This is a genomic window from uncultured Enterovirga sp. (assembly GCF_964242715.1).
Lineage (GTDB): Bacteria > Pseudomonadota > Alphaproteobacteria > Rhizobiales > Beijerinckiaceae > Enterovirga.
In genome coordinates, this window is record NZ_CAXTAZ010000014.1 from 20,609 (window position 1) to 38,677 (window position 18,069).

An 18,069-nucleotide genomic window follows, 5' to 3' on the forward strand; every position below is an offset into this window, starting at 1 on the left:
GCTAAACCCCCTCCGAACCCCCATCCGACCGGGGATCGTGCACCGCCTCGACGCGGCCATCGCGCGGATGCTTCACCAGCATGCCGGCATGGCCGAGCCCGTCGGAATAGGGGCCGACCTCCTCGACCTCGTGGCCGAGGCGTTCGAGCCCTTCGACGATGTTCGGATCGAAACGGCTCTCGATTTTCAGCGACGTCGAGGTCGAACCCCAGGTGCGGCCGAGGAGCCAGCGTGGCCGTTCGACTGCCTGGGCGATGGTCTCGCCGAGATCGGCGTAGCGCGTGTAGAGCTGCGCCTGGAACTGGGGTTGGCCGTCGCCCCCCATCGCGCCGTACGGCATGACCCGGCCGTCATGGAACGCAGCCAGCGCCGGATTGAGGGTGTGGAAGGGCCGCCGGCCAGGTTCCAGCGGGTTGACGGAGGCGGGGTCGAGCGAGAACGAGGCGCCGCGGTTCTGCATCACGATGCCGGTCTGCGGGAGGACGCAGCCCGAGCCCCATTCCCAATAGACCGACTGGATGTAGGAGACGGCGAGGCCCGATCCGTCGATCGCGCCCATCCAGACCGTGTCGCCGTCGCCGGCCGGCATCGGGAAGGGCGCCGCCCGGTCCATGCGGATCGCGGCCGCCTCGCGTTCGAACACCTCGGGCGTCAGGAAGGTCGCCGGATCGTGGCGGAGCTCGCGGAAGTCGGTGACCACGCGGTCCCGGATGCGGAAGGCCCGCTTCGTCGCCTCGATGAGCCCGTGATGGTGGCGCACGCCCTCCGCTCCGGTGACGCCGAGCCGTTCGTAGATGCCGAGAATCAGGAGCGCCGCCATACCCTGGGTCGGGGGCGCCTTGTTGTAGACCGTCGCGTGCCGGAGCCGGGCTTGGAGGGGTTCGCGGGCCACCGCCCGGAAGGCCTGGTAATCGGCCCGCGTCACCGGGGCGCCGATCCGCTCGAGATCGGCCGCGATCTCGCGGGCGATGTCGCCCTGGTAGAAGTCTTCGAGCCCGGCCGAGGCAAGCTGGGACAGGGTGTCGGCGAGTTTTGGGTTGCGGCGGACGTCGCCGTCCTTGGGCGGCTTGCCGTCGAAGCCGAAAGTCTCGGCGAAGCCCGGCGCCGCCCAGAGCGCCTCGGCCTCGTTCGGCACGGTCCGGAGTTCCGAAGCGGAGACGGGACAGCCATCGCCGGCAAAGCTGATCGCATCGGCCAGCAGGTCGGCGAGGGGCAAGCGGCCGCCGAGGCTCTTCGCGTATTCGAGACCGAGCGCCCATCCGCCAACGGCGCCCGCCACTGTCAGGGCCGCTTCCGGACCGCGGAACGGGATCGCGTCGTAGCCCTTCTCGCGGTAGCGCGCAGCGGTCGCGAGCGACCCGGCGGGGCCGCAGGCCTCGATCGCCCGCACGCGCCCGCCTGGCTCCCTGACGACCCAGAAGGCATCGCCCCCGATCGAGTTCATGTGCGGGTAGACGACGGCGATCGTGGCCGCCATCGCGACCATCGCCTCGAGAGCATTGCCGCCGCCGATCAGAACGTTGCGGCCCGATGCTGCAGCCAGACGATGGGGCGCGGCGACTGCGGCTGAGGTGAAGGTCGGCGTGTCGGGCATGGGGCTCGGCGGTTCCGTGAGGCGTCTCGCCTTGTTGCACGGGCCGGGCCGTTCACGGTAGACGGCCCTATGTTTGCGGAGCAGAGCGTGGCCAAGCCGACCCGCCGACCTGATGGGTCGGCCATCCTGACGACGCTCAGCCTGATGGTGCTGATCGGGGTCGAGGTCTTCGCCGTCGCCCTCGCGGGAGGATGGGCGATCGCCGGATTGTTCGAACTCGGCGATTACGTCGGCTACGGCCTGATGTTCGTCTTCGGCCTCATGGCGGTCTGGCTCATGGTGCAGCTCTGGCGCAAGGCGACCACCACCGATCCTCATCGCTGATCGGGCCGAGTTTCAAATCGTTCTAAGTCTAAACTACTGATTTTCTTGCCTTTTTGCTGCAATTGGGGCTTTTGGGGCGGGTCCAAAGGAAACGTCCCATGCGCGCTTTGCTGTCCGTCCTCCTCGGCGGCCTTTTGGTCCTGACCGTCGCGGCTCCGGCCGCCGCCGCCGAGGTGAACCTCTACACGACGCGGGAGCCCGGCCTGATCCGGCCGCTGCTCGACGCCTTCACCACCGCGACGGGCGTCAAGGTCAACACCGTCTTCATCGACAAGGGACTGCCCGAGCGGGTCGCCGCCGAAGGCGCGCGGTCACCTGCCGACGTCCTCATGACGGTCGATATCGGCAACATGGTCGAACTCGTCGACAAGGGCACGACGCAGGCGCTCCGGTCGGAAATCCTGGCTGCCGCGATCCCCGAAAACCTGCGCGACCCGGATGGGCAGTGGTTTGGATTGTCGGTGCGGGCCCGCGTCGTCTATGCCGACCCGGCCCTCGCGGACCTCTCCGCGATCACCTACGAGGATCTCGCCTCGCCGCGCTGGAAGGGCAAGATCTGCCTGCGCTCGGGCCAGCATCCCTACAACACGGCGCTCGTGGCCGCTCATCTCGCGAAGCACGGCGAGGCGAAGACCGAGGAATGGCTGCGCGGCGTGAAGGCGAACCTCGCCCGTCGTCCGTCCGGGGGTGACCGGGAAGTCGCCCGGGACATCAAGGCGGGCCTTTGCCAGATCGGCCTCGGCAATTCCTACTATGTCGGCCTGATGCGGAGCGGACGGGGCGGTCCCGACCAGAAAAGCTGGGGCGAGTCCATCAAGGTGCTCCTTCCGACCTTCGCCGGCGGAGGCACGCATGTGAACGTCTCGGGAGCGGCGGTCGCCAAGCACGCCCCGAACCGTGTCGAAGCCGTGCGCCTGCTCGAATACCTGGTCTCGAACGAGGCCCAAGCGCTCTATGCCGGCGGCGCCTTCGAATATCCCGTGAAGGCAGGCGCCGAGCCGGACCCGATCATCGCCGGTCTCGGCCGGCTCGGCATCGATCCACTTCCGCTCGGCACCATCGCGCGGAACCGCAAGCTCGCCTCGACCCTCGTGGAGCGCGTCGGGTTCGACGATTGAGCCCACCTCGCGATCACGCCGGAGCGAGAGCCGGCCGGTCGGCAGGCGAGAGGATGGGCGAGCCCGCTCGCTCGTGAGCCGGTCCCGATGGCGCGGGCTGGGCCGAGAAGCCGTCGAGCTGGCGCTGCCCACCCTCGTCGTCCCGCCCCTGACGTTCGTCTCGGACGGGACCGAGCCTGCCCAGGGCGACCCGCCCCGTCACGTCTTCCGACTGGTTCTGCTGGTCGTCGCGGCGCTGGTCGCGGCCCCTCTGCTCTCGCTCGCGGTCACGGCCGTGCAGGGCACCGGCATCTGGGAGGAAGGGCTCGGCTGGACGTCGCTCCGGCGGGCTCTGTTCGACAGTGTCGCGCTCCTCGCCGGTACCGGCATCGTCGTGCTCTGCCTCGGCGTGGGATCGGCCTGGCTGGTCTCGGTCTACGATTTTCCGGGTCGCGGGTGGGTGGAGCCGGCTCTCGTCCTGCCTCTCGCGATCCCGACCTACATCGTCGCCTTCTGCTATCTGGACATCCTGCACCCGATCGGGCCCGTCCAGACGGGCCTTCGCGGCCTCCTCGGGTTGGCCCGGCCGGCCGACCTCTGGTGGTTTCCGGACGTACGCTCGACCGGGATGTGCGCCCTCCTGCTCGGTTTCGTGCTTTATCCCTACGTCTACCTGCCGACGCGCGCGCTCTTCCTGGCGCAAGGGGCGGAACTGCTCGACGCCGCAAGCTCGCTCGGCGCGCGGCCGGGCCAGGTCTTCCGCCGTGTGGCGCTGCCGCTCGCCCGCCCCGGCATCGTGGCCGGGACGAGCCTCGCGCTGCTGGAGGCCCTGAACGACGTCGGCGCCTCGGAATATCTCGGCGTCCGGACGCTCACCGTCACGATCTACGAGACCTGGGTGAACCGGTCGAATTTCGCCGGGGCCGCCCAGATCGCGCTCGCGACCCTTCTCGTCGTCGCGGCCCTGATCGGGGCGGAACGCTGGGCGCGACGGCGCCGCGACATGGCCGGTCCCGAGGGAGGCGGGCGGGCCGACCGGCGCCGCCTGTCAGGCTGGCGTGCGGCTGCGGCTCTCGCCCTGGCGCTCGTGCCCGTTTTGGTCGGCTTCGCGGCCCCGAGCCTTCACCTCGTCCTGAGCGCCGCGAGCCGGATCGGCTATGCCGGCCTCTCACCCACGCTGGTCGACGAGACAATCGCGACCGTGCTGCTGGCGCTGGCCGCGACAAGCGCGATCGTTCTCCTCGCGCTCGTCCTCGCCTGTGGCGGCCGCCTGTTTCCCTCGCGCGGCTCGGCTTGGCTCCGCTGGACGGCCGCACTCGGCTATGGCGTTCCGGGGATCATCCTGGCGGTCGGCTGTCTCGCCCCTCTCGTGGCGATCGACGGCATCATGGCCGGCATCGTTGGGGCGGTCTCAGGCTTCGAGATCGGGCTCGTGCTGGTCGGGTCGAGCGCGGCCCTCGTCTATGTCTATGCGGTACGCTTCCTCGCGGTCGCGCTCGGCGCCATCGAGGCCGGTCTCGCAAAGGTGCCGCTGTCGCTCGACGAGGCGAGCCTTGGGCTCGGGGCGCGCCGGACCGGCACCGTCGGCCGGATCCACCTGCCGCTCGCCGCGACCTCGATCGCGAGCGGTGCGCTTCTCGTCTTCGTGGAATGTGCCAAGGAACTGCCGGCGACGCTGCTGCTGCGGCCGCTCAACGTGGAAACGCTCGCCACCCATCTCCACGGCGAGGCCATCAGGGGCACCTACGAGGACGGCACGATCGCCGCCCTCTTGATCGTCGCCATCGGGCTCGTCCCGCTCGCGCTCCTGATGCGGATCGGACGCCCGCCCGCTCCCGGCTCAGTCAAGGAGCGGCAGGGTTCAGAGGAGGTCGGCGCTCCTGGCTAGCCGCCGACGCCCTTCTCCTTGAAATACCTCATCGCGCCCGGATGGAACGGGATCGGCGAACGCTCCTGGACCTGGTTCTCCATCCCGAAGGCCTCGGCCTCCTTGTGCACGGCGACGAGGTCGGCCTTCCGCTCGATCAGCGTCTTCACGATCTTGTAGGCGTCATCGTCCGACATCTTGTCGCCCGTGACGAGGATATTCCAGACCTCGGTATTCTGGTTGGCGGCTGCTGTGCCCGGATAGCTCCCGGCCGGGATGGTCGAGGGCGAATAGAGCTTGCCGTATTTGGCGTTCATCTTCTCCGCCAAGTCGGCATGGTCGACGAGTTTCATCTTGACGCCCGGCGTCGCGCCGAGATCGGTCACGGCCGCGGTCGGCAGGCCGCCGACCCAGAAGAAGGCGTCGATCTTGCGGTCCTTGATGGCGTTCACGCTCTCGGCGACCGAGAGCCGCTCGCGCCTCATGTCCTTGTCCTTGTCGAGACCCGCCGCCTCGATCACGCGAAAGGCCATGACCTCGGTCGCGGAGCCCGGCGCGCCGGTCGAGACGCGCTTGCCCTTCAGGTCGGACATCTTGTCGATGCCGGTCCCGTCGATCGTCACGACGTGCATCCGGTTCGGGTAGAGGACGAGGAGGGTCCGCAGCGGGACCTTGGCGGATTTGAACTTGTCCTGGCCGTTCTGGGCGTCGAGGGCGGCATCCGCCATCGAGAAGCCGATCTCGCTCTGGCCCGACGCGATGAGCTTCAGGTTGTCGACCGATCCGCCGGTGACTTCGGCGGTCGCCTGCACGCCGGGCAGGTTCTTCGACAGCACATTCGCGACCGCGCCGCCGAGGGGATAATATACCCCGCCCGTGCCGCCGGTCCCGATCGCGTAGGTCTTCGCTTGAGCGAAGGCGGGCAGGCCGCGGAGCGCGAAAGCGGCCGCACTGGTGCCGAGCGCCACGTTGAAGCCACGGCGGGTGATCAAGTCCATGTGAATCCTCCCATGCCGCGCGAGCGGCTTTGAGGCGAGATGTAGGCGCGGGACGGGGACGGGGCAATCTTCGCGGCCTCAGACCTATGGAGGGGAGGGCCGCGTGACGGAGCGGCGACGCTGGTCCAATCTGTCATCCGGGGATCGCCGCAACCGGCGGTGGACCGGAGAGGGCGATCATGGCCGGGATCTTGGAGGGGCTGCGGATCGTCGAGGGGTCGGCCTTTGTCGCCGCTCCTCTCGCCGGAATGACGCTCGCCCAGATGGGCGCGGACGTGATCCGCTTCGACCGCATCGGCGGGGGACTGGATCACACCCGCTGGCCGGTCACGGACACGGGTCGCAGCCTCTTCTGGGCCGGGCTGAACAAGGGCAAGCGCAGCCTCGCGGTCGACATCACGACTCCCAGGGGACAGGAGATCGTGACCCGGCTCATCTGCGCGCCCGGCGACGGCAAGGGCATCTTCCTAACGAATCTGCGCGGGCGCGGCTGGATGGATTACGACGCCCTGCGCCGGCATCGCGACGACCTCATCATGATGTCGATCACGGGCGACCGAAGGGGCGGCCCGCAGGTGGACTACACGGTGAATCCCGCGGTCGGCTTTCCCGACGCGACCGGGCCCGAAGGGTCGGCCGAGCCCGTGGGCCACGTGCTCCCGGCCTGGGATTGCATCACCGGCCAGCAGGCCGCGCTCGCGATCCTGGCCGCCGAACGCCATCGTCGCATCACCGGCCAGGGACAGGTCGTGGAACTCGCGCTCAAGGACATGGCGCTGGCCATGCTCGGGCATCTCGGCATCATCGGCGAGGTGACGATCAACGGCGTCGATCGCCCGAAGGTCGGCAACGCCCTCTACGGCGCCTATGCGCAGGATTTCACCTGCCGGGACGGCGCGCGCGTCATCGTCGTCGCGCTCACGCTCCGGCAATGGGACAACCTGAAGGCCGCGACGGGCACCGAGGCGGCCCTCGCCGCGCTCGCCGAACGGCTCGGCGCCGACCTCACCCGCGAAGGCGTGCGTTTCGAGCACCGTCGGGCCATCACGGAGGTTCTCACACCCTTCTTCGCGGCGCGTACGGCCGACGAGGTGGCCGCTCTCCTCGAGGCGCGGAGCGTGACCTGGTCGCGCTACCGCAGCTTCCGCCAGGCGATCGAGGAGGATCCCGACTGTTCAATCGACAACCCGATCTTCTCGCTCGTCGACCATCCGGGGATCGGCATCTATCTCACGCCCGGCACTCCCGCCGCCTTCTCGGGAGCGGACAGGGTGCCGGCCGAGCGCGCGCCGAGCCTCGGCGAGAATACCGACGAGATCCTTGCCGAGATCGGATACGGCGACGGCGAGGTCGCGCGGCTTCACGACGAGGGTGTGGTCGCGGGGCCGCGATGAGCCTGCCGAGGGTTACGGGGCGGTCTGACCGGTCTCAGGCCGCGATCGGGACGGTCGGCCGCATCCGCTGCCAGGCCAGCACCCCGGCCCCGAGTGCGAGGCCGATGGCCCAGGTATAGTCGATGTTGCGCCCGCTGACCCGTTCGGCCAGCGCTTCGAGCAGGCTCGGGAAGACCAGGAGCAACCCGGCGAGTCCGAGGAGCCAGCGCTCGGCCGTGGTCGTGCGCCTGAGCGCCCAGCCCTGGGCCGCGGCCGCCAGGGCCACGAGGCCGAGCGTCGTCTTCAGGGTGATCCAGACGATGGAAACCGAGCTGCCGTCCTTCGGGATCTTCAGCAGAAGCCCGACGCCGTCGGGGTCGAGCACGAAGACGAAGGGCACCAGGAAGGCGGGAAGCGTGTATTTCCAGCTCTGCAGCGTCGTCTTGTAGGGATCGCCCCCCGTGATGGCCGCGGCCGCGAAGGGCGAGAGCGCCGTCGGCGGCGACACCTCCGACAGCACCGCATAGTAGAAGATGAACATGTGGGCGGCGTAATCCGGCACGCCGAGCTGGATCAGGGCGGGGGCCGCGATCACCGCGCAGATGATATAGGAGGCCGTGACCGGGACCGCGAGCCCGATCACCCAGACGATCAGCGCCGTGTAGATCGCGGTGAGGAGCAGGCTCCCGCCGGCATAGGCGATCACGATCGACGAGAATTTGAGCCCGAGTCCGGTCAGCGTCACGACGCCGACCACGATGCCGGCCGAGGCGCAGGTGGTGGCGGCGTTGAGGACGCCGACGGAGCCGTCCGCGAGCGCGCGGCCGAGCTTGCGCGGGAAGAGCGACGTCTCCGGGCGCAGGAACGACAGCGCGAAGGTGACGGCGACCGCGTAGAAGACCGACAGCTGCGGCGAGAACCCCCACACCATGAAGCCAACCACCGCGAGAAGCGACAGGAAGTGGAAGCCGTAGCGGCGCAGCATCACGGAGAGCGGCAGCTCCTGGTCGTATTCGACCGCTTTCGCGCCGAAGCGCTTGGCGTCGAACTCGACCATGATCAGGAGCGACAGGTAGTAGAGGACGGTCGGGATGGTCGCCATCCAGATCACGTCGAGATACGAGATCTTGAGGAACTCGGCGATCAGGAAGGCGGCGGCGCCGAGGACCGGCGGCGACAGGATGGCGCCGAGCCCGCCGGCTGCCAGCAGCCCGCCGGCCGCGGTGGCCGAGAAGCCGGCCTTCTTCATCATCGGGTAGGCGACGGTGCCGATCATGACGGTCGTCGCCACGCCCGAGCCCGAGGGGCCGCCGAGCAGGAACGAGGACAGGACCACCGTCCGGCCGGGCGCGTTCGGCTTGCCGCGCATCATCGCCAGCGAGAAGTCGATGAAGAACTTGCCGGCGCCCGATTGCGCCAGGAACGCGCCGTAGATCGTGAACAGCACGATCAGGGTCGCGGAGACGTCGACGGCGACGCCGAAGATGCCTTCCAGCGTGATGAACAGGTGCCCGACGAGGCGGTAGATGTCGTAGCCGCGATGGGTCCAGGGCGCCGGGAGATACGGGCCGAGCATCGCGTAGGCGATGAAGCACACGGCCACGACCGGCATGATCAGCCCGGTCGTGCGGCGCGTCGCCTCGAGCAGGATGACGATGAAGACGAGGCCGAGCACGACATCGAGCCGGTCCGGCCCGGTCGCCCGGTCGGTGAAGTCCTCACCCCCCATGAGTGCATAGCCGATGATGCCGACGGCCATGAGGCCGATGACGACGTCCCACCACTTGATGGCGTTGCGGAACCGGGCCGCGGCCGGGAACAGCAGGAAGGACAGGAGCAGCACGAACCCGACATGGGTGTAGCGCAGCTCCTGCGTCGGAACGATGGAATAGGCGGCGTAGAGGTGGAACAGGCTCATGAGGACGGCGATCGTCATCGCGATCCGGCCGCCCCAGCCGTCGAGCCGGTTGGTCGCGCCCTCCTCGGCCTCGATGTAGGATTCGGCCTTGCGCAACGCCTCGGTCGAGACCTCGGCCGGCTCCTTCAGGCCGGTCTCCGCTGCCGCCTCGCCCGTCAGGGGCCGCGCTTCCGCCATGCCGTGTCCTCGTCCCGCGACGGGCGGCGCGTTGTGCGGCCCGGCCTTTCGCGGCGGGTTAGCACGGCCGGCACCGGGACGCGCTAGGACAATTGACGTAGAGGGCCTCGCCTCCTACCTCCAATGCCCGGCAGAGAGGCCGGCCCCAGACGCCGCGCCCTCCATGCCGACCTCCCGATGATCGATCGACGTCACCTCCTCGCATCGGCTGCCGCCGCCACGGCCGGGCTCGCGGCCTCGGGTTTCGCGACCCCTGCCGTCGCGGCCGCGGGCCTGTCCTACGGGCCGGCGACGCCCTTTTCCTTCGATGCACTCCAGGACGAGGTGAGGCGCATCGGCCGCCTTCCCTATTCAGCGCCCCAGCCGGCGCGGCCCGACGTGCTCGACCGCCTGGACTATGACGAGCATGGCCGGATCAAGTTCCGGACCGACCTCGCGCTCTGGGCCGACGGGCCGAGCCCGTTCCCGGTGACCTTCTTCCATCTCGGCCGCTTCTTCCAGAAGCCGGTCCGGATGCATGCGGTCGAGGGCGGACGAGCCCGCGAGATCCTCTACGATCCATCCTATTTCGACATGCCTGCGAGCTCGCCGGCGCACCAATTGCCCAAGGATACGGGCTTTGCCGGGTTCCGCTTCCAGGAGCGCCGCGACGGCAAGCTCGACTGGCGCCGGAACGACTGGGTCGCATTCCTGGGCGCCTCCTATTTCCGGGCCATCGGGGAACTCGCCCAATACGGCCTTTCGGCCCGGGGCATCGCCCTGAACACGGTCGTGTACAACGTGGCCGAGGAGTTCCCGGACTTCACCGAGATCTGGTTCGAGACCCCTGCGCCGGGCGGCGACACGGTCGTGCTCTGTGCGCTGCTCGACGGTCCTTCCGTCGCGGGCGCCTATCGCTTCACCATGCGGCGGGACGCGAAGGTGACGATCGACGTCGAGTCGGTGGTCGTGCTCAGGCGCGACGTCGCGCGGCTCGGCATCGCGCCGCTCACCTCGATGTTCTGGTATTCGGAGACCGCGAAGCCCACGATGGTCGATTGGCGGCCCGAGATCCACGATTCCGACGGGCTCGCGATGTGGACGGGTTCGGGCGAGCGCATCTGGCGCCCGCTGAACAACCCGCCCTTCACCCAGGTCTCGGCCTTCACGGACGCGACGCCGCGCGGCTTCGGCCTGCTGCAGCGCGACCGGAATTTCGACCATTACCAGGACGGCGTCTTCTACGACCGCCGACCCTCGCTCTGGATCGAGCCGCGTGGGGATTGGGGCCGTGGCAGCGTGCAGCTCGTCGAGAACCCGACCGACGACGAGATCCACGACAATGTCGTGGCCATGTGGGTGCCGGCCGAACCGGCCCGCGCCGGTCAGGAACTCTCCTTCAGCTACCGGACCACCTGGGCGGCGGACGAGCCCGACCCGACCCCGCTGGCCCGCTGCATCGCGACCCGCCTCGGCAATGGCGGCGCGCCCGGCACGGCGCGGCCGCGTGGCGTCCGCAAGTTCCTGCTCGAATTCCTGGGCGGCCCGCTGAAAAACCTGCCGAAGGGCGTCCTCCCCGAACCCGTCCTCACCGCGTCACGTGGCACCTTCTCCTACATCCGCACGGAAGCGGTCCCGAACGACGTTCCCGGCCATTGGCGCGTCCAGTTCGACCTTGCCACCGAGGGCCGCGAACCTGTCGACCTGCGCTGCTTCCTCCGCGGCACGGCCGGTGCCCCCGGCCGCGAAGGGGCGGTGCTCAGCGAGACGTGGCTGTACCAGTACCACCCGGTGGGGTGACGGGCGCACCGTAATCGCGACGCACCGTCGTCAGGCCGTCATGCATCCGCATTCACATGTCCGGCATCCGCCTGCCGGCGGCTCTTCGGCTGTCTCGCGCGTCCTGGCGTGACCCGTATCCGAAGCGCCGCAGCCGTCGGGGCCGATATTCGGGGCGGGTGATGCAAGCAGATATCTTCAAGGACGTCCTCGTGCCGGTGATCGGCGGGCTCGGCATCTTCATGCTGGGCCTCGAGTTCATGTCGAACGGCATCCAGTCGCTCGCCGTGAACAAGATGCGGAGATTCTTGGCCAGGGTGGCAGGGACGCCGGTCAAGGGCGTGCTTGCCGGCACCTTCATCACCGGGATCATCCAGTCCTCGACGGCCATGACCGTGATGGTGGTGGGCCTCGTCAACGCCGGGGTCGTCGGGCTCCGTCCGGCCATCAGCGTCATCATGGGCGCGAATATCGGCACGACGCTCGGCAACGGGCTGATCGCGCTCCCGCTCGGGCCGCTCGGCCTCCTGCTCGCCGGCTGTTTTGCGCTCGTCTACGTGTTCGCCAAGGACGAAAAGGTCCGCAACATCGCGCTCGCCTGCATGGGCTTCGCGCTGATCTTCTACGGCCTGAACCTGATGACTGGGGGCTTGCGGCCGCTGCGCAGCATTCCGGAGGTGATGTCGGTGATCTCGGCCCTGAAGGCCGACACCTTCATGGGCCTCGTCTATTGCGTGCTGATCGCGGCCGGCATCACGGCCATGATCCACTCCTCGTCGGCGACGATCGGCATCGTCATGGGCCTCGGCGCTGCCGGCGTCCTCGAATGGCAGACCGCGGTCGCCTTCTCGCTCGGGGCCGATCTCGGCACCACGGTCACGTCCTGGATGGCCTCGCTCAACCTGTCCAAGAACGCCAAGCGGGCCGCCTACGCGCATATCAGCTTCAACATCATCGGGGTGGCGATCATGCTGCCCCTGTTCTTCCCGTCGATGGCGTTGCTCGTCTACGTCATGGGCTGGTTCGGCGGCGATCCGGGGGTCGCGCAGGTCGTCAACGGCAAGGAGACCTTCCCGCTCGTGCCGGTCGCGGTGGGGCTCTACTCGACCGCCTTCAACCTCTTCAACACCGCGATCCTGTTCCCCTTCGTGGGCGTGTTCGAGCGGGTGCTGTCGCGGGTCGGCCGCGACTCGACGGAGGACATCGAGGATTACTCGACGCCCCGCTTCCTCAACCCGAACGACCAGGCCGACCTCGCCCGCGCCGTGCCCGACGTGCGGAAGGAGCTCGACCGCTACCTCGAGGCCGCGACGTTGTTCCTGGCCATCGGGCGCGGCAAGGACACGGCGCCCGACGACGCCCGCGAGCACCATGCCGCTATCGACATCCTGAGCCGTGACATCCGGGCCTACGCGGCCGGCCTGTTCAAGCCCGACCTTCCTTATGGCCAAGCCGACCTCGTCGCGAGCCTGATCGAGGAGGCGGACTTCACCGCGAGTCTCGGCGAGGCTTTGTACCAGACCGCGCGCCGCGTCGACCGCGAGGAATTCTCGCCGGCGGGACGCGCGCTTGTCGACACGGTGCTGGACCGGATCACCGAGGCCATGCAGGTGGTCACCCAGGAGCAGTCCGCCGTGCCCGCCGAGGCCGCGACGCGGCTTCCGGCGATCGTCCAGCTGCGGGAAAGCTGCCTCAAGCTCGGACCCGAGCTGCCCGCGGCCGACCGCGGCTCGCTCCTGGCGCTGCTCGGGAGCGCCGAGCGCATCTTCGTCCTGATCGAACGGATCGACGCGGAGCGGCGCTCGGTCAGCCGCGCCGTTCCGGCGGCCCGTCCGGTGGTCGTCGACAGCGCCCCCGAGGCGCCGCTCGCAGGCAGCCCCGTCCCGGCCTGACGTTTTTCGTCGACGCTGCCCGGGCACGGATCGCCGCGCCCGAGAGACCCTGGAGGACGACGTGAGACGCTCGACATTCGTCGCGGTTCTGGCCGCCGCCCTGGCCGGCGCCGCCGTCCCGGTCGCCGCCCAGGAGATGTCGGGGGCGGGCTCGACTTTCGCCTATCCGGTCCTGTCGCAATGGTCCAAGGCGTATCAGCGCTCGCAGACCGACGCCGAGTTCCAGCCGGTCGGGACAGGTCTCGACTATGAACCCGTCGGCTCGCAGGCCGGCATCATGCGGCTGCGGGACGGAGCCGTCGATTTCGGCGCGACCGACGTGCCGCTCGGCGCCGACGAGCTCGGCCGGTTCGGGCTCGGCCAGTTCCCGATCGTGATCGGCGGCATCGTCGCCGCGCTCAATCTGGACGGCGTCCCGGCCGGACGGCTGAAGCTCACGGGCGAGCTCCTGGCCGACATTTATCTCGGCCAGGTGAAGACGTGGCAGGACCCTGCCATCCGGGCGCTGAACCCGGATCTAACCCTGCCGGACGCGGCCATCGCGGTCCTGCGCCGGTCGGACGGTTCGGGGACGACCTTCAACTTCACGAACTACCTCTCCCGCCAGAGCCCGGTCTGGAAGGAGAAGGTCGGCGAGGGCCTCCTGGTCACCTGGCCGACCGGCGCGGGCGCCAAGGGCAACGACGGCATGGCCGAGGCCGTCAAGGCCACCCGGAACGCGATCGGTTATGTTGATTTCGCGCAGGCCCAGCGTGCGAAGCTCGCCTTCGCGCTGCTCCGCAACCGGGCGGGGCAGTTCGTCCAGCCCGGGCCGGACAGCTTCCAGGCTTCGGCCGCCGGCGCGAACTGGGCGGCCGCGCCCGGCTTCGACCTGCTCCTGAACGACGCGCCCGGCGAGACGGCCTACCCGATCATCGCCACCACCTTCGCGGTCATGAAGCGGCAGACCCCTCCGACGGCCCGCGCGAGAGCCGTCTTCGCCTTCCTGAGATGGTCGCTCGACGACGGCGCGAAGGACGCACAGGCCCTCGGCTACGTCCCGCTGCCCCCGGCCCTCGTGACCCAGATCAAGGGCCATTGGTCGAGCGCCTTCGGGCTCGATCGGTAGCGCGATCGGTCGCGACCGACGAAGGCTCGCGATCTCCGTTCCCTGCCCCCGCCGGTCTTGGTAAGCTGGCGCTGCCGTGAACCGGCAGGGAGCAACAAGAACAATGACGCACCATCATAGGATTACCCGGCGCGCCTGGCTGGGCGCGGCAGGAGCGGCGGCCCTCGCGCGGCCTGCCCTGGCACAGGGCGGAACTTGGCCGAGCCGGGCCGTGAAGATCATCGTGCCCTATCCGGCCGGAGGGTCGACCGACGTCCTCACCCGGATCATCGGCGAACGGCTGAAGGACCGGCTCGGCGGCACCTGGGTGATCGAGAACCGGCCCGGCGCGGGCGGCAATGTCGGAATCGATGCCGTCGCGAAGAGCGACCCGGACGGCTACACGATCGGCTCCGCGACCGTCGGGCATTTCTCGATCAACCAGTATCTTTATAGCCGGATCGCCTACGACCCGGACCGCGACCTCGCGCCGGTCTCGATGAGCTGGGAATTGCCGAATGTGGCCGTGGTTCCGAGCGAGCACGTGCCTTCGAAGACGATCGCCGAGTTCGTCGCCTGGGCGAAGGCGCGTCCCGACGGCATCTTCTACGGCAGCCCGGGAGTCGGTACGACGCCGCACCTGTCCGGCGCCCTGTTCTGCGTTCGAAACGGTATCCGGGGCACGCATGTGCCGTTCCGGGGCGCCGCCGCCACCATCCCGGCGATGTTGAAGGGCGACGTTCAATTCGCGATCGACAACCTCGCCTCCTACACGAGCATCATCGAGGGCGGGCAGATGCGGGCGCTCGCGGTGACGTCGCCGGCCCGCTGGCCGACGATGCAGGCCGTGCCCACCATGGCCGAGGCCGGCATGAACGACTTCGTGGTCAATTCCTGGGCTGCCTTCGTGGTGCCGAAGGCGACCCCCCGCGAGATCGTGGACCGGCTCTCCGCCGCGCTCCGGGACATCTCGGCCGAGGCCTCGGTGCAGAACCGCTTCCAGATCGCCGGGGCGCGCTCGCTCGGCTCGACGCCGGAGGACGTGACGGTACTCGCCCTGAAGGAACGCCCGATGTGGCAGGAGATGGTGCGGGTCTCGGGCGCGAAGCTCGAGTGAACCTCAGCGCGCCGCCGCCGCCGCGCCTGCGACGGCGCGCGCCACCTCCGCCAGCGTGCCATTGCGGCTGTCCGCCGAGGCGGTGCTGCCGGTCAGGTAGGCCGTGATCACGAGCGGAGGCCGCCCCGGGGGCCAGATGATGCCGACGTCGTTGCTGGTGCCGTTGTCCCCCGTCCCGGTCTTCTCGCCGATCCGCCAATCGGCCGGCAGGCCGGCGCGGAGGCGGGTCGCCCCCGTCTGGTTGCCGAGGAGCCAGGCTTTGAGCCGCTCCCGCGAGGTCTCCTTCAGGGCGGTTTCGCCGAGCACCAGGGCCCGGAGAACGTCCGCCATCGCGGCCGGGCTCGTCGTATCCCGAGGATCGCCCGCCAGCGCCTCGTTGAGGTGGGGCTCGATCCTGTCGAGCCGGGTCACGTCGTCGCCCAGAGAGCGGGCCAGAGCCGTGATCCCGGTCGGACCGCCGATCGAGCCCAGCAGCAGGTTGCCGGCCGTGTTGTCGCTCACCACCATGGCGGCTTCGCACAATTCCTCCAGCGTCATGCCGGTCCCGCCGACCCGAGACTCGGTCCGGGGCGAGTATGTGACGAGATCCGAGGCCTGGAATGGGATGCGCCGGTCGAGGCGCTCTCCTCCGCGATCGACGCGTGCCAGCACGGCCGCGGCCGCAAGGAATTTGAACGTGCTGCAAAGGGGAAAGAGTTCGTCCGCGCGATGACCGGCCTTCGCGCCGATTCCGGTATCGAGGACCATCACCCCGAGCCGCCCCCCGCTCCCGGCCTCGATCCGCCGGAACGCCTCGGGTAGAACGTCGAGCCAGGAGCCCGCCGCTTGTGCCCCCGACAGGCCGGCCGCGGTGCCGGTCATGGCAAGTCCGAGCGAGAAGGTGCGTCTGGTGATCATGCCTTGTTCCTCAGGATGGCCCCACCTGGCCACATGCGGGGAGCGCCGGCTGTCAGAAGTCGACGGCTCGACCGCCGATCTCCCAATCCGCGTAGCGGACGGGATCGAGGCCGCCGCGGCCCTGGTGCTCCGCCGGGGCTGACTCGGTCGCGGCGCGCGCATCCACGTCGGCGCGCCGTGCCTCGGCTTCGGCGAGTGCCCGGCGAGCGGCGGGCGGCAGGTCGGCGTCCGGGTCGCCAGCCGCCACTGGCGCGGTTACAGGAGGGGCGTTGGGGGCGTCATGCATCGGCAGGAGTTGGAGACCATCATGGACATCGTCAAGACGGGCGCGCCCGTCCCCGCCTTGACCGCGCTGTCCGTGGGCCGAGCGCGAACCGGCCGTTCGGGGCCGTGGGCCCTGTGAAGGACCGGGGACCCGCGCGTCGCGCCAAGCCCGCCCGCCCGCCGGAGGTCCCGGGCCTCGTCTCGCGGCGCGAGGCGGCGCAGCTCGTCACGGCAGTCCTGTCGCTCAAGGCGACGCTCGACGATGCGCCGACGACGCGGCCGGCCGACGACGATCACGGGCTGTCGCGCGCCATCGCGGTCACGACCTTCCGGCGCTTCGGGACGATCCGGGCGGCCCTGGAACCCCGCCTGACAAAGGGCGTGCCCTCCGACCCGAGCGTCGTCGCGCTCCTCGCGACGGGCGTGGCCCAGATCCTCTTCCTCGACGTGCCGGACCATGCCGCCGTCGATCTCGCCGTTCGTCTCGCCACGGAGGGCTCGCGCACCCGGCATCTCGCCGGGATGGTGAACGCCGTCCTCCGCCGGGTGGCGCGGGAGCGGGAAGAGATCCTGGCCGAATCCCCGCCCATTCTCGACCTTCCGAACTGGCTCGCCGAGCGCTGGGACCGGACCTATGGCGCCGCCCGGGTGGATGCGATGGCCGCCGCGCACCGGGTCGGCGCGCCGCTCGACCTCACCTGCCGGTCGGACCCGGCCGGATGGGCCGAGCGCCTGGGAGGCACGCTCCTCGCGACAGGCAGCGTCCGGGTCACGGACCGGACCCCCGTCCATGAACTTGCCGGCTATCACGAGGGCGCCTGGTGGGTGCAGGATGCGGCCGCCGCCCTGCCGGCCCGGCTCCTCGCGACCCAAGCCGGGGAGCGCGTGCTCGATCTCTGCGCGGCGCCGGGCGGCAAGACGGCGCAGCTCGCGGCTTCGGGCGCCCGGGTCACCGCGCTCGATCGCTCGGCGCCCCGTATCGAGCGGTTGCGGACCAATCTCGCACGCCTCTCGCTCGAGGCCGAGATCGTCTGCGGCGACGGATTGAGCTACAAGGCCCGACCCTACGACGCCGTGCTGCTGGACGCGCCCTGCACCGCCACCGGCACCATCCGGCGCCACCCGGATGTCGGTTGGATCAAGGGACCGACGGACCTCGCTGCGCTCGTCTCGCTCCAGGCCGGGTTGCTGGACCGGGCCGCGGGGCTCGTCCGACCCGGCGGGCGGCTCGTCTATTGCGTCTGTTCGCTGGAGCCGGAAGAGGGCGAGAACCAAGTCGATGCCTTTCTCGGTCGTCATCCGGGCTTCGAGCGGGCGGGGCTCGTGGCGGACGACGTCGGTCTCGACGCCGCTTTCGTGACCGAAGCGGGCGATCTCCGGACGGCGCCCGATTTCTGGCCGCCCCCCGCGGACGATCCGGAGGCGAGAGGCGGGATGGACGGCTTCTTCGCTGCAACCTTGCTGCGCAAACCGCGTGCGTGAGGGGCGGCCGCCCATCAAGGCGAAGGATGGGTTAAGACGGGTGCGTCACAATTGAGGTGAGCGTGGGGAAGACATCTTCCGTCCATCGCACGATGGCGAGGAGGGGGGAGGTGGCGAGGGCGCCCGATCGATGGCCCCTGTGGCGGGCTGCGCTCTCCGAAGCGGGTCGAGCCGCGCTTGCCGTCGTTCGACGGTGGCTGCGGGGCCCCCGGTGGTCGCGCTCG

At 69.6% G+C, this 18,069-nt stretch carries 14 protein-coding genes; 9 read left to right on the plus strand and 5 right to left on the minus strand.

The genetic code is table 11. The annotated features are described in order from the left end of the window. Position 1: 1 nt before the first annotated feature. Positions 2 to 1,594, minus strand: a complete 1,593-nt coding sequence (locus tag ACFE87_RS09310) for a gamma-glutamyltransferase family protein (RefSeq protein WP_375459349.1) — start codon at positions 1,592 to 1,594, stop codon at positions 2 to 4. Positions 1,595 to 1,738: 144 nt separating this feature from the next. Between ACFE87_RS09310 and ACFE87_RS09315 the strand changes: the two genes are divergently transcribed. The 3 genes from ACFE87_RS09315 to ACFE87_RS09325 all read left to right on the plus strand — a co-directional run bounded on the left by ACFE87_RS09315 (position 1,739) and on the right by ACFE87_RS09325 (position 4,903). Next, a complete protein-coding gene (locus ACFE87_RS09315; protein ID WP_375459411.1) occupies positions 1,739 to 1,918 on the plus strand; it encodes a hypothetical protein in 180 nt (59 codons plus the stop codon). Positions 1,919 to 2,016: 98 nt separating this feature from the next. Then, positions 2,017 to 3,036, plus strand: a complete 1,020-nt coding sequence (locus ACFE87_RS09320; protein ID WP_375459350.1) for an extracellular solute-binding protein — start codon at positions 2,017 to 2,019, stop codon at positions 3,034 to 3,036. A 73-nt stretch (positions 3,037 to 3,109) separates the two neighbouring features. Beyond that, positions 3,110 to 4,903, plus strand: coding sequence for an ABC transporter permease (locus tag ACFE87_RS09325; protein WP_375459351.1), 1,794 nt, complete (start codon positions 3,110 to 3,112; stop codon positions 4,901 to 4,903). Here the strand turns inward: ACFE87_RS09325 and ACFE87_RS09330 are convergent. Continuing rightward, entirely contained in the window at positions 4,900 to 5,880 is a 981-nt protein-coding gene (locus tag ACFE87_RS09330; protein WP_375459352.1) for a TAXI family TRAP transporter solute-binding subunit, read from the minus strand. The two genes, ACFE87_RS09325 and ACFE87_RS09330, sit on opposite strands and share 4 nt — an antisense overlap. A 179-nt stretch (positions 5,881 to 6,059) precedes the next feature. Here ACFE87_RS09330 and ACFE87_RS09335 point away from each other — a divergent pair, with 179 nt between their 5' ends. Continuing rightward, positions 6,060 to 7,274: a CoA transferase gene (locus ACFE87_RS09335; RefSeq protein WP_375459353.1), complete on the plus strand. Its 1,215-nt coding sequence runs from the start codon at positions 6,060 to 6,062 to the stop codon at positions 7,272 to 7,274. Positions 7,275 to 7,308: 34 nt separating this feature from the next. Here ACFE87_RS09335 and ACFE87_RS09340 read toward each other — a convergent pair whose 3' ends face one another. Continuing rightward, a complete protein-coding gene (locus tag ACFE87_RS09340; protein ID WP_375459354.1) occupies positions 7,309 to 9,348 on the minus strand; it encodes a TRAP transporter permease in 2,040 nt (679 codons plus the stop codon). A 177-nt stretch (positions 9,349 to 9,525) separates the two neighbouring features. On the opposite strand from ACFE87_RS09340, the gene ACFE87_RS09345 reads away from it, so the two are divergent. The 4 genes from ACFE87_RS09345 (at position 9,526) to ACFE87_RS09360 (ending at position 15,202) form a co-directional block, all read left to right on the plus strand. Next, positions 9,526 to 11,127, plus strand: coding sequence for a glucan biosynthesis protein (locus ACFE87_RS09345; RefSeq protein ID WP_375459355.1), 1,602 nt, complete (start codon positions 9,526 to 9,528; stop codon positions 11,125 to 11,127). 161 nt (positions 11,128 to 11,288) lie between these two features. Next, on the plus strand, positions 11,289 to 12,998 hold the full coding sequence (locus ACFE87_RS09350; protein WP_375459356.1) for a Na/Pi cotransporter family protein: 1,710 nt from the start codon (positions 11,289 to 11,291) through the stop codon (positions 12,996 to 12,998). 61 nt (positions 12,999 to 13,059) lie between these two features. Next, on the plus strand, positions 13,060 to 14,106 hold the full coding sequence (gene pstS / locus ACFE87_RS09355; RefSeq protein ID WP_375459357.1) for a phosphate ABC transporter substrate-binding protein PstS: 1,047 nt from the start codon (positions 13,060 to 13,062) through the stop codon (positions 14,104 to 14,106). A 103-nt stretch (positions 14,107 to 14,209) separates the two neighbouring features. Continuing rightward, on the plus strand, positions 14,210 to 15,202 hold the full coding sequence (locus ACFE87_RS09360) for a Bug family tripartite tricarboxylate transporter substrate binding protein (protein ID WP_375459358.1): 993 nt from the start codon (positions 14,210 to 14,212) through the stop codon (positions 15,200 to 15,202). Between the two features lie 3 nt (positions 15,203 to 15,205). Here the strand turns inward: ACFE87_RS09360 and bla are convergent, their stop codons facing one another. Together bla and ACFE87_RS09370 are read right to left on the minus strand one after the other, a co-directional pair. Next, a complete protein-coding gene (gene bla, locus ACFE87_RS09365) occupies positions 15,206 to 16,099 on the minus strand; it encodes a class A beta-lactamase (protein ID WP_375459359.1) in 894 nt (297 codons plus the stop codon). Between the two features lie 52 nt (positions 16,100 to 16,151). Next, the gene (locus ACFE87_RS09370; RefSeq protein WP_375459360.1) at positions 16,152 to 16,385 is read right to left on the minus strand and encodes a DUF1674 domain-containing protein; all 234 of its coding nucleotides are present in this window, start codon (positions 16,383 to 16,385) and stop codon (positions 16,152 to 16,154) included. A gap of 113 nt (positions 16,386 to 16,498) precedes the next feature. Here ACFE87_RS09370 and ACFE87_RS09375 point away from each other — a divergent pair, with 113 nt between their 5' ends. Next, complete coding sequence (locus ACFE87_RS09375; protein WP_375459412.1) at positions 16,499 to 17,845, plus strand: RsmB/NOP family class I SAM-dependent RNA methyltransferase; 1,347 nt, start codon at positions 16,499 to 16,501, stop codon at positions 17,843 to 17,845. Positions 17,846 to 18,069: the final 224 nt, after the last annotated feature.

Bases quoted from the DNA above. Each gene is read 5' to 3' on its own strand.
- ACFE87_RS09350 (WP_375459356.1), top strand. From the start codon at position 11,289: ATGCAAGCAGATATCTTCAAGGACGTCCTCGTGCCGGTGATCGGCGGG.
- ACFE87_RS09330 (WP_375459352.1), bottom strand. From the start codon at position 5,880: ATGGACTTGATCACCCGCCGTGGCTTCAACGTGGCGCTCGGCACCAGT.
- ACFE87_RS09340 (WP_375459354.1), bottom strand. From the start codon at position 9,348: ATGGCGGAAGCGCGGCCCCTGACGGGCGAGGCGGCAGCGGAGACCGGC.
- ACFE87_RS09345 (WP_375459355.1), top strand. From the start codon at position 9,526: ATGATCGATCGACGTCACCTCCTCGCATCGGCTGCCGCCGCCACGGCC.
- ACFE87_RS09370 (WP_375459360.1), bottom strand. From the start codon at position 16,385: ATGCATGACGCCCCCAACGCCCCTCCTGTAACCGCGCCAGTGGCGGCT.
- ACFE87_RS09310 (WP_375459349.1), bottom strand. From the start codon at position 1,594: ATGCCCGACACGCCGACCTTCACCTCAGCCGCAGTCGCCGCGCCCCAT.
- ACFE87_RS09335 (WP_375459353.1), top strand. From the start codon at position 6,060: ATGGCCGGGATCTTGGAGGGGCTGCGGATCGTCGAGGGGTCGGCCTTT.
- bla (WP_375459359.1), bottom strand. From the start codon at position 16,099: ATGATCACCAGACGCACCTTCTCGCTCGGACTTGCCATGACCGGCACC.
- ACFE87_RS09315 (WP_375459411.1), top strand. From the start codon at position 1,739: ATGGTGCTGATCGGGGTCGAGGTCTTCGCCGTCGCCCTCGCGGGAGGA.
- ACFE87_RS09320 (WP_375459350.1), top strand. From the start codon at position 2,017: ATGCGCGCTTTGCTGTCCGTCCTCCTCGGCGGCCTTTTGGTCCTGACC.
- ACFE87_RS09360 (WP_375459358.1), top strand. From the start codon at position 14,210: ATGACGCACCATCATAGGATTACCCGGCGCGCCTGGCTGGGCGCGGCA.